Below are 12,482 nucleotides of genomic sequence, written 5' to 3'. Positions count from 1 at the left end.
ATCGCTCTTATTTTTTATAGTCACTTATATTGAAATACCCTCTATTTTCCTGTAAAATAGTAAGGTAATACATTTTAATAGGAGTACTTAATGAAAAAAATACTAATGACCTTACTTATCGCTTTAGCGGTCACCTTCGGAGGAATGACGTCTGCTCAAGCCGATGAGTACTTGCGTGTCGGTATGGAGGCGGCTTATGCACCATTTAACTGGACGCAAGATGACAACTCCAACGGAGCTGTTAAAATTGAGGGTACCAATCAATACGCCAATGGATACGACGTTCAAGTCGCTAAAAAAATAGCTGAAGCCCTCGGCAAAGAACCTTTAGTCGTAAAAACAAAATGGGAAGGTCTAGTCCCTGCCTTAACATCTGGTAAAATCGATCTCATCATCGCTGGTATGAGCCCCACTGAAGAACGTAAAAAAGAGATTAACTTTACAAATAGCTACTATACCAGTGAGCCAGTTTTAGTCGTTAAATCTGATGGAAACTATGCCAATGCTACTAAATTATCCGATTTTTCTGGAGCTAAAGTAACTTCTCAACAAGGTGTTTATCTCTATAACCTGATTAGCCAAATCCCTGATGTTAATCAACAAACGGCAATGGGAGACTTTGGACAAATGCGTCAAGCTTTAAAATCAGGAGTAATTGATGCCTACGTTTCAGAACGTCCAGACGGTATCTCAGCTCAACTCGCTGATAGTAGTTTTAAGATGATCTCTCTAAAAGAAGGGTTTGAAGTTAGCGAATCAGATGTCGCCCTAGCAATCGGAGTTCGTAAAGGTGACGACCTGGTGAATCAAGTTAATGACGTATTGGCTAATTTCAGTAAAGAAGAACAAACTCAACTGATGGATAGCATTATCCCCAAACAACCTATTGAAAAAGAAGCTGAGCAAGAAAATCCGAACTTCTTAACACAAGCATGGAACATCTTGACCAACAACTGGAAGGCTCTTCTACGTGGAACAGGGATGACACTCCTCATTTCTATTATCGGAACAATCGTAGGAACTTTAATTGGTCTTTTAATCGGTGTTTATCGTACAGCACCTGTTGCCAGCAACAAAGTCTTAGCTTTCTTACAAAAATTATTTGGCTGGTTCTTAAATGTCTATATCGAAGTTTTCCGTGGAACACCGATGATCGTTCAATCAATGGTTATTTATTATGGTACCGCTCAAGCCTTTGGTATCTCACTTGATCGTACCCTTGCTGCTATTTTTATCGTTTCCATCAACACAGGTGCCTACATGAGTGAAATTGTCCGCGGTGGAATTTTCGCTGTTGACAAAGGACAATTTGAAGCAGCTACTGCACTAGGAATGAATCACGGTCAAACCATGCGCAAAGTTGTCTTACCTCAGGTTATCCGAAATATTCTTCCTGCAACAGGAAATGAGTTTGTCATCAACATTAAAGATACCTCTGTATTGAATGTTATCTCTGTGGTGGAGCTTTATTTCTCAGGAAATACCGTAGCGACTCAAACCTACCAATACTTCCAAACTTTCTTTATCATTGCAGTGATCTACTTCGTATTGACCTTTACTGTCACACGAATTCTACGCTATGTTGAAAAGAGATTTGACCAAGATAATTACACTAGTCTAGACGGAGGAGCACACTAATGGCTGACACTATTTTAGAAATCAAGCACTTAAAAAAATCCTTCGGGAAAAATGAAGTTTTAAAAGATATTTCTTTAACCGTTAAAAAAGGGGAAGTCATTTCAATTATCGGATCATCAGGTTCTGGTAAATCAACCTTTCTTCGCTCTATCAACCTTTTAGAAGCACCAACAGAAGGTGAGATTCTCTATCATGGACAAAATGTTTTGGAAAAAGGTTACGATTTAACAACTTACCGTGAAAAACTAGGAATGGTGTTTCAAAGTTTTAACCTTTTTAACAATCTCAATGTCCTTGAAAATGCCATTGTTGCACAAACGACAGTCCTAAAACGTGAGCGTAGTGAGGCTGAAAAAATTGCTAAAGCCAACCTTGAGAAAGTCGGTATGGGAGAACGCTACTGGAAAGCTAAACCCTCACAATTATCTGGTGGACAAAAGCAACGTGTTGCCATTGCCCGCGCCCTTTCTGTTGATCCTGAAGCTATTCTTTTTGATGAGCCTACTTCCGCACTGGATCCTGAAATGGTGGGAGAAGTTCTTAAAACCATGCAAGAACTCGCTGAGTCTGGTCTTACCATGATTATTGTTACTCATGAGATGGAATTTGCAAAAGAAGTCTCTGACCGTGTGATTTTCATGGATAAAGGAGTTATCGCCGAACAAGGTTCTCCAGAACAACTCTTTGAAAATCCTCAAGAAGAACGAACAAAAGAGTTTTTAAAACGTTTCTTAAAATAAAAATAATCCGTTAGGTTTTCCCCTAACGGATTATTTTTATTTAGCTTTTAAAGCAGACAAGATTTGGGTACGAATATCTTCAACCCCTTCTGGATGAGAAGGAAGAAAAAGAGTATTATTCCCTTTACTAGCAAAGGTGTTCAAAGTATCCAAATATTGATTGGTTAGAAGAATAGACATGATTTGCTCTTCACTCAAACTCACATTAGAATCTTTCAACTCTTTAATAGATTCCGCCAAACCATCCACAATAGCCTTACGTTGCTGGGCAATCCCTACACCATGCAGACGATCTTTTTCAGCCTCTGCTTCTGCTGCCGTTACAATTTTAATCTTATCAGCCTCAGCTAATTCTTGAGCAGCAACACGCTTTCTTTGTGCCGCATTAATCTCATTCATTGACTGTTTGACCTCAGCATCAGGCTCAACTTTTGTAATCAATGTCTTCACAATAATATACCCATAAGTGGACATTTCTTCCGCCACTTGATGTTGAACTTCTAGGGCGATTTCATCTTTTTTCTCAAATAGTTCATCCAAGGTCAATTTAGGGACGGAAGAGCGAAGAGCATCTTCAATATAAGACTTAATTTGAGATTCTGGTTTCATCAATTTGTAATAAGCATCTGTTACATTTTGCTCATTAACACGGTACTGAGTAGCGACATTCAACGTGACAAAAACATTGTCTTTTGTTTTAGTCTCAACCACAATTTCACTTTGCAACAATCGTAATTGCACGCGCGCAGCAATACGATCTATCCCAAACGGAAGACGAATGTTGATACCACTAGCCGCTGTTCGTTGGTAGCGCCCAAACCGCTCCACAATAGCAACAGACTGTTGCTTAACGACGTAAAGGGAACTCAACAACACAATGATAAACACTAAGACAATAAACATTGGAATTAAAGTCACTAATAGCATAAAAATCATCTCCTTTTTATTTTTATTATACCATGATTAAAAAACTTGTAAAGAAAAATAAGGTTACTTAGTAACCTTATCATTAGACTAACATATTATAGAGACTCTCATTACCATGTAAATTAATATAGCTTGAATCAAACGCTGATAAGCGATCAATAAAAGCCGCATAATCATTTTTATCTCCCAAGGTAATCCCAATCAAAACTGGTCCAGTTCCCTTGTTAGCACGTTTGATATATTCAAAACGTGTAATATCATCATTAGGACCTAAAATATCATTCACAAACTCTCGCAAAGCACCTGGACGTTGTGGAAAATTCACAACAAAGTAGTGCTTAACCCCATCGTAAATGAGGGCACGTTCTTCCATTTCTTGCATACGGTTGATATCATTGTTTCCACCTGAAATAATGCAAACCAAAGTTTTTCCTTGGATCTCATCTTTTAACACTTCCAGGGCTGCAATACTCGCTGCACCTGCCGGCTCTGCAATAATCCCTTGTTTAGAGTACATATCAATCAAGGTTTCAGAGATTAACCCTTCATCCACTCCTATCAAACGATCAACTGTCTTTCTTGCGACTTCATAAGTTTTAAGCCCTACTTTTTGAACAGCAATACCGTCAGCAAATTTATCAATTTTCTCTAACTTAACAGGATGTCCTTTAGAAAAAGCAGCTTTCATACTACGGGCACCACTAGCTTCAACACCAATGATTTCTGTATCAGGTACAACATCTTTAAAATAGGTTGCAACTCCTGAGATTAGCCCCCCACCACCAACAGGTACTAAAATAGAATCGAAAACAACTCCCTCTTCTTGAGCTTGCTCATAAATTTCATAGGCAACTGTTCCTTGCCCAGCTTGTACCGCATCATCATCAAAAGGATCAATAAAGGTTTTTCCTTCTGCTTTTGTATAATCTTGCGCTGCTTTAGCGGATGCATCAAAGGTATCTCCAACTAATTTAATTGTTACAAAAGAACCACCAAAAAATTGAACTTGCCCAATCTTTTGTTGAGGTGTTGTAACAGGCATAAAAATTGTGGCATGAATCTTCATCTCATTGCAAGTATAAGCAACTCCTTGCGCATGATTTCCCGCACTAGCACAAACAACCCCACGTTGTTTATCTTCATCAGACAGTTTCCAAATCGCGTAATAAGCCCCTCTGAGTTTAAATGAGCGAACCTTTTGCATGTTTTCACGCTTCAAATAAATCGTTGCTCCATATTTTTCTGATAAATAACGGTCAAAATCCAATGGTGTACGAACAACAACATCTTTTAGGACAGCATTTGCTTTTAGAATATCCTTTGCTGTAATCATTTTACCCCTCTATTATCTAAATTTTCTGTCTTTTATTATAGCAGAAAAAACGCTGTTTTAACAGCGTTTTTCAATTGTTTCGATTAGTTGTAGATTTTGAAAGCATCGTCATCGTTTTGACCAACGAATGGCATTGCTTTACGAAGTTCTGCACCAACTTTTTCGATTTCAAGATCAGCTGCTGCTTCACGGTAAGCAGTCAATTTAGGACGACCATTTTTGTAGTCTGTTACGAAATCATCTGCAAATTTACCAGATTGGATGTCAGCAAGTACATCTTTCATGTTTTCTTTCACTTGTTCAGTGATCACGCGTGGACCAGCGACATAGTCACCAAATTCAGCTGTGTTTGAGATTGATTGACGCATTTTCTTGAAACCACCTTCATAGCAAAGGTCCACAATCAATTTCATTTCATGAAGAACCTCAAAGTAAGCCAATTCTGGAGCATAGCCTGCTTCAGTAAGCACTTCAAAACCTGCTTGAATAAGGGCAGTCAAGCCACCACAAAGAACAGCTTGCTCACCGAAAAGATCTTCTTCTGTTTCTTCTTTAAATGTTGTTTCCATAAGACCTACACGAGCAGATCCTACACCTTTAGCCCATGACATCGCGATGTCTTTGGCATTGCCAGTTGCATTTTGGTAAACGGCATAAAGTGCTGGTACACCAAATCCTTCAGTGTAAGTACGACGTACCAAATGACCTGGTCCTTTAGGTGCACACATGAAAACGTCAACGCTTTCTGGTGCTTTGATGTAACCAAAGTGGATGTTGAAACCATGTGCAAAACCAAGAGCCGCACCGTCTTTAAGGTTTGGAGCTACTTCATTTTCATAAATATCAGCTTGGATTTCATCTGGTGCCAAGATCATAACAACATCCGCTTGTTTTACAGCATCTGCCACTTCAAAAGTCTCAAAACCATCTTCTTTTGCTTTATCAAATGATTTACCAGCACGAACACCGATAATCACATCTTGACCTGAATCACGTAAGTTTTGCGCATGTGCATGACCTTGTGAACCGTAACCAATAACGGCAATTTTTTTGCCATCAAGTGCTGCTACTTTTACATCGTTTTCATATTCCATTTTTACTGCCATAAGTAAAGTCTCTTTTCTAAAAATAATTTATTATATGCCTTTAGGCAAGTCTTAACAAAGTTATAAAATCAGATTTACGAGAAATCTCGTGTAAATCCTGTTGCTCCTGTTCGAGCAATGTTCTTAATACCATACGGTTGGACAACTCGGATAAGGGCTGAAATCTTATCAGCATCTCCTGTCAACTGAATAGTAATCGTCTTAGGAGCCACATCAACAACACTTGCACGGAAGGGTTGAATAATGGCTAATATTTCAGCACGTTTCGCTGGGGGAGCAGAAAGTTTAATCAAAATGACTTCTCTTTCCAAATGAGGCATATCCGTAATATCTCTAACACGAATCACATCAATCAAGCGATTCAATTGCTTGATGATTTGCTCAACTTCCTCAAGTGTTTCAACATCAATAATAATCGTAATTCTAGAGACCCCAGGCGCTTCTGTATGACCAACTGAGATAGACTCAATATTAACTTGTCGACGAGATAAAACACCCGTAAAGCGATTCAAAACACCCGTTGAGTTTTGAAGCTTAGCTGTCAACATTCTACGCATTAAACTTCACCCCCAACATTTCTGAATTTGATTTTCCTGAAGGAACCATCGGATAAACATGCTCACGATTAGAAATACTAATTTCTATTAACATAGGTTTATTTTCTTTAATCACCTCAAGATCCCTATCCAATGTCTTTGGATCTGTGAAATGATAATGCTCAATCCCATAAGCTGCTGCCAAAAGTTGGAAATTTGGCTCATCATCAAAGGTTGATTCACTACGTCTTTCGTCGTAGAATGACTCTTGCCATTGGCGTACCATTCCAAGAGAATGGTTATTGATGAGAACCACTTTAATAGGGACACCGTAGCCATTTAAAATTGCCAATTCTTGATTGGTCATCTGGAAACCACCATCTCCAACAAAAAGAATTACCTCTTTATCTGGGTTAGCAAATTTTGCTCCAATAGCTGCAGGGATACCAAATCCCATAGTCCCCATCCCACCAGAAGTCACCAACTGTCTTGGGTGCTTATACGGATAAAATTGAGCTGCCCACATCTGATGCTGTCCAACATCTGTTACGATTATAGCATCACCATTAGTGATCTCACCAATCAGCTCAATTGCTTTTTGTGGCTTAATAGTCGTGTCATCGAGATCATACCAAAACGGTGCCAGGGCTTTATTTTTCAAAACTTCTTGCGTCCAATCAGCATAATCTGTCTCCACTTTATCTAAATCAAGCAAAGCTTTAAGAGCTCTTTTAGCATCTGAAACGACAGGGATCGCTGTATTAACCACTTTTCCAATCTCAGCAGGATCAATATCTACATGCGCCACAACTGCATTTTGAGCGAATGTTGAAATATTACCAGTCAAACGATCATCAAAACGAGAGCCAAAATTGATAATAAAATCAGCATCTGTAAGAGCCATATTGGCTGCATAAGAACCATGCATGCCTCCCATCGCTAAAGCCAACTGGTGATTAACAGGAATCGCCCCTAGTCCAAGAAGAGTTGATACAACAGGAATCTGATATTTTTCTGCAAATGCCACTAAGTCTTCTGAGGCATCCGCATAATTAACTCCTCCTCCCGCTAAGATGAGAGGCTTCTTAGACTGAGATAGTTGTGATAAAATTTTCTTAATCTGCAAAAGGTTAGGTTCAACGGTAGGTTGGTAGCTTGGCAGATTGATATCAGTATCATAATAAAAATCTGTCTTAGCTTCTGCAATATCCTTTGGTAAGTCAATCACAACAGGACCTGGGCGACCAGTGGTTGCAATATGAACGGCCTCTGCAATAATACGAGGAATATCCTCAGTATGACGAATCTGGTAATTATACTTGGTAATTGGCATCGTGACACCAATAATATCAGCCTCCTGAAAGGCATCCTTACCGATTCCTCTTGTAGCAACCTGACCCGTGAACACCAATAAAGGAACACTGTCCCCCATAGCATCTGCAATTCCTGTAATAGCATTCGTTGCACCTGGACCGCTGGTTACCAAAGCAACACCTATACGACCAGTTGACTTGGCATAACCTTCAGCTTTATGGAGGGCTCCTTGCTCATGACGAGACAAGACGTGTTTAACAGCATCCTGCTGATAGATAGCATCATATACTGGCAAGACTGCTCCACCTGGATAACCAAAGATGGTTTTAATTTCTAGACTAGCTAGAGTTTCAAGAACTAATTCTGCTCCTGATTTAGGTGTTTCAAGATGTATTTTTTCCACGCTTGTCCTCCTTTACTTTCTTTTTTGGAAATTTTCAAAAAATTCAAATACCTTAGATAATATGATAACATTTTTACAAAATAATGCAAGTTAATTTTAAAGATGTTTGCGTTTTCAACCCGCTTTTTCTTTCTCACTAAAACCCAAAAATAAGCCTTAAATTTGATTTACACTCAAGCTTCACGCTCAGCTTTTCTTTCTTCAAATTCTTCTTCTGTCATCATAGAGCCACCGAAGTTAGCCGAAGACGCGAAGTGGGTGTAACGACGAAGCCAGCCGCTTGAGATTTTCGGTTTAAAAGGTTTTAGCGACTTACGGCGCTCAGCCAAAGTTTGATCATCTACTAATAAGTCAAGTGTTCGATTGGTCAAATCAATCACAATCTCATCACCATCTTCAATTAAAGCAATATTGCCACCTGCAGCAGCTTCTGGTGAGACATGCCCGATAGCAATACCACGTGTCGCTCCAGAAAAGCGACCATCTGTAATCAAGGCGACATCTTTTCCAAGACCACGACCAACAATCTTAGAGGTTGGTGCTAACATTTCTGGCATCCCTGGGCCACCTTGAGGACCTTCATAACGAATCACAACAACATGACCTTTTTGAACGGTACCATTATCAATCAACTCTAAAGCCTCATCTTGTGAATCGCAACAGAGTGCCTTACCACGAAAAGTTTTTACTGAAGGGTCTACTCCACCAACTTTGATAACCGATCCATCTTGTGCAATATTTCCATAAAGAATTGATAGTCCTCCTACAGGCGAATAAGGATTATCTAAAGGATGGATGACTTCTTCATTTAAAATGTCACATCCCGCAACATTTTCTTTCAATGTTTTTCCAGTAACAGTGATACGATCACCCTTTATAGAGCCATTTTTAATTAACTGGTTGATAATAGCGGATACTCCACCAGCTTCATGAACATCATGCATCGTGTAAGCCGACGATGGTGATAATTTAGAAATATAAGGTGTCTTTTTCGCAATCTCGTTAATATCTTTAAGATCATACTCAATCCCTGCTTCACGCGCAATGGCTAAAGTATGAAGAACAGTATTCGTTGATCCTCCCATTGCCATATCTAATGCAAAGGCATCATCAATAGCTTCTTTAGTTACAATATCACGTGGTTTGATATTATTTTTAACATTTTCCATCAAGTGTTTTGCTGCTTGACGCACCAATTCACGACGTGCATCAGATACCGCTAAGGTTGTTCCATTACCTGGTAGAGCTAGTCCCATCACTTCCATCAAACAGTTCATCGAATTAGCAGTAAACATTCCTGAACAAGAGCCACAAGTAGGGCAAGCATTTTTTTCTAAAAATTCAAATTCTTCCTTACTCATCTCTCCTGCTTGATAAGTTCCTACCGCTTCAAACAAACTAGATAGACTGGCATGATGCCCCGTCATATCCACTCCACCCTTCATAGGACCACCTGAGCAAAATACCGCAGGAACATTAGTTCGCATGGCAGCTAAAATCATACCTGGAGTAATTTTATCACAGTTTGGAATATAAAAAACACCATCAAACCAATGAGCGTTGATAACCGTTTCTGCCGCATCGGCAATCAATTCACGAGAGGGTAAGCTATAGCGCATCCCAATGTGTCCCATAGCAATCCCATCATCTACTCCAATAGTATTAAACTCAAATGGAATTCCACCAGCCTCACGAATGGCTTCTTTGGCGACATCTGCCAATTCACGTAAATGAACATGACCTGGTACAATATCAATATACGAGTTACAAATGGCAATAAAAGGTTTTTGCATGTCACGAGCTGACTTAACCTGACCTGTAGCATACAGTAAGCCGCGTGCAGGTGCCTTATCAATTCCAAGTTTAATCATATCACTTCTCATTAGTTTAACCTCTATTTCCAAACAGAATTATTACATTCCATGTTATCATTTTTGAAAATATTGTCAAGGAATTTTCAGAAAATTTTGTATTTAATAAACTAAAAAAAGAAAAGTTGATCAACAACCTTTCTTTTATGTCATTATTCCACGCTCATTAAGTAAGGGTAAACAGGTTGATCTCCTTGATGGATTTCAACTTCGATATCCTCATATTTTTCTTCTAATTGAGCAGCAATCTTCTCTGCCAACTCTTCTTGTCCATCTTCACCGACAAAAATAGTCACAATCTCGCTATCATCATCTAGCATTTTTTCAAAAGTAGAAAGCAAGGCTTCTTCCATATTAGGTGTAGAGACCAAAATTTTACCATCAACCATACCTAAAACATCATTTTCATGGATCTCTAATCCATCAATGCTAGTATCACGAACAGCTAAAGTCACGCTACCACTAACAACATCTGTCAGCACTGATGACATAGCAGAAGCATTATCTTCTATTGACTGTGTTGGGTCGAAGGCAAGTAAACTTGTTAGTCCTTGTGGAACTGTCCGTGTTTCTATCACAGCTGCTGGAATTTCCACAACATCTGCAGCTGATTGCGCTGCCATAAAGATATTTTTATTATTCGGTAAGATGATGACACGCTCTGCATTAACCGTCTCAACTGCTTTTACAATGTCTTCTGTTGATGGGTTCATCGTTTGACCGCCAGAAATCACATAATCTACACCTTGCGCTTTAAAAATTTCAGCTAGTCCTTCCCCAGCTACCACCGCAATAATACCATAATCTTTCTTAGGCTGACTTTGCTCTTTGGCTACTTCTTGTTGAACTTGTGCATCGTGTTGTTGACGCATATTATCAACTTTAACTTTTACCAACGCCCCATATTTCAATCCCTCTTGCATCACAAGACCAGGATCTTCTGTGTGGACATGGACCTTGACAATCTCGTCATCATTAACAACCAATAAGGAATCACCTAAACCACTAAGATAAGTTTGGAAGTCCTCATAGTCAAAATCCTTCACATAAGTCGGACCTTGTTTCAAACCGACCATGATTTCTGTACAGTAACCAAAGGTAATATCTTCTGTCGCAATGTGTCCCGCAACAGATTTATGATGCTCCGCATTAATCATCTCTGTCATGGTTGCTGGTGTTGCTTGAAACTCCTCAGAAGCTATATACTCTCCCGTTAAAGCAGATAAGAAACCTTCATAGATGTAAACAAGACCTTGACCACCTGAATCGACAACACCAACTTCTTTTAAAACAGGAAGCATATCTGGTGTTTTAGCAAGAGCCGCTTTAGCTCCCTCCACAGTCGCACGCATCACTTCGATAGCATCGTCTGTTTCTTCTGATTTTTTTAGTGCTGCTGTCGCTGCCCCACGAGAAACAGTTAAAATCGTTCCTTCAACAGGTTTCATGACAGCCTTATAGGCAACTTCTACACCTGCTTGTAAAGCATGGGCTAAATCAACACCTGTCATCTCCTCAAGATCTTTAACACTTTGTCCAAAACCACGGAAAAGTTGAGAAGTGATGACACCTGAGTTTCCACGCGCCCCCATCAAAAGACCTTTGGAAAGAATTTGAGCTACTTCTCCAACCGTATTAGCTGGCTTATCAGCAACTTCCTTTGCACCATTTTCAATCGTCATTCCCATATTGGTTCCAGTATCACCATCTGGAACAGGAAAAACATTTAATGAATTTACATATTCTGCTTGTTTATTCAAACGAGTGGAGGCTGCTTGCACCATCTCTTGTAACAAACTGGTTGTGATATTTGCCACGATTATTCTCCTACAACTTTAATATTTTGAACGTAAACATTTACAGTATTAGCTGTGATACCGAGTTGATTTTCAAGGTTAAATTTAACACGTTCTTGGATATTTTTTGATACTTCACTAATCTTTACACCATAACTCATGACAGTGTAAACATCAACAGAAATCCCTTCCTCTGTTGACTTGACGACAACACCTTTCGCGTAGTTTTCTTTACGTAACAGTGCTTGGAAATTATCCTTGAAGGCACTCTTACTTGCCATTCCAACAACGCCAAAAATTTCTGTCGCAGAGCCCCCAACAACTGTTGCGATAACGTCATCTGACAATTCGATTTGACCATCTTTTGTATTGATTTTCACAGTCATAATTACTACCTCAAAAAGTTTTTATCACTCTATTTTAGCATACTTTAAAGATATTGTAAAAGATATAGTGATACGGAAGTAAAATAGAAAAAGAGATGAGAAATCCTCAACTCTTTTTTATCGTCTTAAACACGCTCTACTTTACCAGATTTAAGTGCACGAGCTGAAGCCCAAACTTTTTTAGGTTTACCGTCGATAAGAACAGTAACTTTTTGAAGGTTTGGTTTTGCTGTACGTTTTGTTTTGTTCATAGCGTGTGAACGGTTATTAGCTGATACAGTTTTACGTCCTGTGAAATAACATACTTTAGCCATTGTCAACTGATCCTCCTATGTGTATTTTTTTACGGATGTGCTAGCACCACATACCAAAATATTATATCACATTAGATTAATCGACGCAAGCATTATTTTTTATTTCTCTCCTGCCTTC

At 39.1% G+C, this 12,482-nt stretch carries 11 protein-coding genes; 2 read left to right on the top strand and 9 right to left on the bottom strand.

Annotated elements, in window-relative coordinates:
- The first annotated feature begins 90 nt into the window (after positions 1 to 90).
- Complete coding sequence (locus ACQRDX_RS08490; RefSeq protein ID WP_427896387.1) at positions 91 to 1,638, top strand: ABC transporter substrate-binding protein/permease; 1,548 nt, start codon at positions 91 to 93, stop codon at positions 1,636 to 1,638.
- Entirely contained in the window at positions 1,638 to 2,378 is a 741-nt protein-coding gene (locus ACQRDX_RS08485) for an amino acid ABC transporter ATP-binding protein (RefSeq protein WP_427896389.1), read from the top strand. The genes ACQRDX_RS08490 and ACQRDX_RS08485 overlap by 1 nt, the downstream gene beginning before the upstream one ends.
- Positions 2,379 to 2,414: 36 nt before the next feature.
- On the opposite strand, the gene ACQRDX_RS08480 is transcribed toward ACQRDX_RS08485, so the two are convergent.
- From ACQRDX_RS08480 to rpmB, 9 genes are all read right to left on the bottom strand, one after another.
- The gene (locus tag ACQRDX_RS08480) at positions 2,415 to 3,305 is read right to left on the bottom strand and encodes an SPFH domain-containing protein (protein WP_427896391.1); all 891 of its coding nucleotides are present in this window, start codon (positions 3,303 to 3,305) and stop codon (positions 2,415 to 2,417) included.
- An 82-nt stretch (positions 3,306 to 3,387) separates the two neighbouring features.
- Positions 3,388 to 4,638: a threonine ammonia-lyase IlvA gene (gene ilvA, locus ACQRDX_RS08475; protein ID WP_354368997.1), complete on the bottom strand. Its 1,251-nt coding sequence runs from the start codon at positions 4,636 to 4,638 to the stop codon at positions 3,388 to 3,390.
- Positions 4,639 to 4,721: 83 nt separating this feature from the next.
- Positions 4,722 to 5,744: a ketol-acid reductoisomerase gene (gene ilvC, locus ACQRDX_RS08470; RefSeq protein ID WP_354368999.1), complete on the bottom strand. Its 1,023-nt coding sequence runs from the start codon at positions 5,742 to 5,744 to the stop codon at positions 4,722 to 4,724.
- Positions 5,745 to 5,818: 74 nt separating this feature from the next.
- Positions 5,819 to 6,301 (bottom strand): acetolactate synthase small subunit, encoded by a 483-nt coding sequence (gene ilvN / locus ACQRDX_RS08465; protein WP_354369001.1) that lies wholly within the window; start codon positions 6,299 to 6,301, stop codon positions 5,819 to 5,821.
- Positions 6,294 to 7,997, bottom strand: coding sequence for an acetolactate synthase large subunit (locus tag ACQRDX_RS08460; RefSeq protein WP_354369003.1), 1,704 nt, complete (start codon positions 7,995 to 7,997; stop codon positions 6,294 to 6,296). Before ACQRDX_RS08460 ends, ilvN begins: the two co-directional genes overlap by 8 nt.
- A gap of 173 nt (positions 7,998 to 8,170) precedes the next feature.
- Positions 8,171 to 9,880, bottom strand: coding sequence for a dihydroxy-acid dehydratase (gene ilvD / locus ACQRDX_RS08455; RefSeq protein ID WP_427896394.1), 1,710 nt, complete (start codon positions 9,878 to 9,880; stop codon positions 8,171 to 8,173).
- A 140-nt stretch (positions 9,881 to 10,020) separates the two neighbouring features.
- Entirely contained in the window at positions 10,021 to 11,685 is a 1,665-nt protein-coding gene (locus tag ACQRDX_RS08450) for a DAK2 domain-containing protein (protein WP_354369007.1), read from the bottom strand.
- A gap of 2 nt (positions 11,686 to 11,687) precedes the next feature.
- Positions 11,688 to 12,050, bottom strand: a complete 363-nt coding sequence (locus ACQRDX_RS08445) for an Asp23/Gls24 family envelope stress response protein (protein ID WP_354369009.1) — start codon at positions 12,048 to 12,050, stop codon at positions 11,688 to 11,690.
- A 125-nt stretch (positions 12,051 to 12,175) separates the two neighbouring features.
- On the bottom strand, positions 12,176 to 12,364 hold the full coding sequence (rpmB, locus tag ACQRDX_RS08440; protein WP_354369011.1) for a 50S ribosomal protein L28: 189 nt from the start codon (positions 12,362 to 12,364) through the stop codon (positions 12,176 to 12,178).
- Positions 12,365 to 12,482 lie beyond the last annotated feature (118 nt).

Origin of the sequence: Streptococcus sp. SGI.013 (assembly GCF_050315295.1) — a bacterium.
Classification (GTDB): domain Bacteria; phylum Bacillota; class Bacilli; order Lactobacillales; family Streptococcaceae; genus Streptococcus; species Streptococcus porcorum.
The sequence above is the reverse complement of the archived record's forward strand: the minus strand, read 5'-3'. Positions and strand labels throughout refer to the sequence as shown.

Coding starts and splice junctions, on each gene's coding strand:
- rpmB (WP_354369011.1), bottom strand. CDS start 12,364: ATGGCTAAAGTATGTTATTTCACAGGACGTAAAACTGTATCAGCTAAT.
- ACQRDX_RS08445 (WP_354369009.1), bottom strand. CDS start 12,050: ATGACTGTGAAAATCAATACAAAAGATGGTCAAATCGAATTGTCAGAT.
- ilvD (WP_427896394.1), bottom strand. CDS start 9,880: ATGAGAAGTGATATGATTAAACTTGGAATTGATAAGGCACCTGCACGC.
- ilvC (WP_354368999.1), bottom strand. CDS start 5,744: ATGGCAGTAAAAATGGAATATGAAAACGATGTAAAAGTAGCAGCACTT.
- ACQRDX_RS08485 (WP_427896389.1), top strand. CDS start 1,638: ATGGCTGACACTATTTTAGAAATCAAGCACTTAAAAAAATCCTTCGGG.
- ACQRDX_RS08480 (WP_427896391.1), bottom strand. CDS start 3,305: ATGCTATTAGTGACTTTAATTCCAATGTTTATTGTCTTAGTGTTTATC.
- ACQRDX_RS08490 (WP_427896387.1), top strand. CDS start 91: ATGAAAAAAATACTAATGACCTTACTTATCGCTTTAGCGGTCACCTTC.
- ilvA (WP_354368997.1), bottom strand. CDS start 4,638: ATGATTACAGCAAAGGATATTCTAAAAGCAAATGCTGTCCTAAAAGAT.
- ilvN (WP_354369001.1), bottom strand. CDS start 6,301: ATGCGTAGAATGTTGACAGCTAAGCTTCAAAACTCAACGGGTGTTTTG.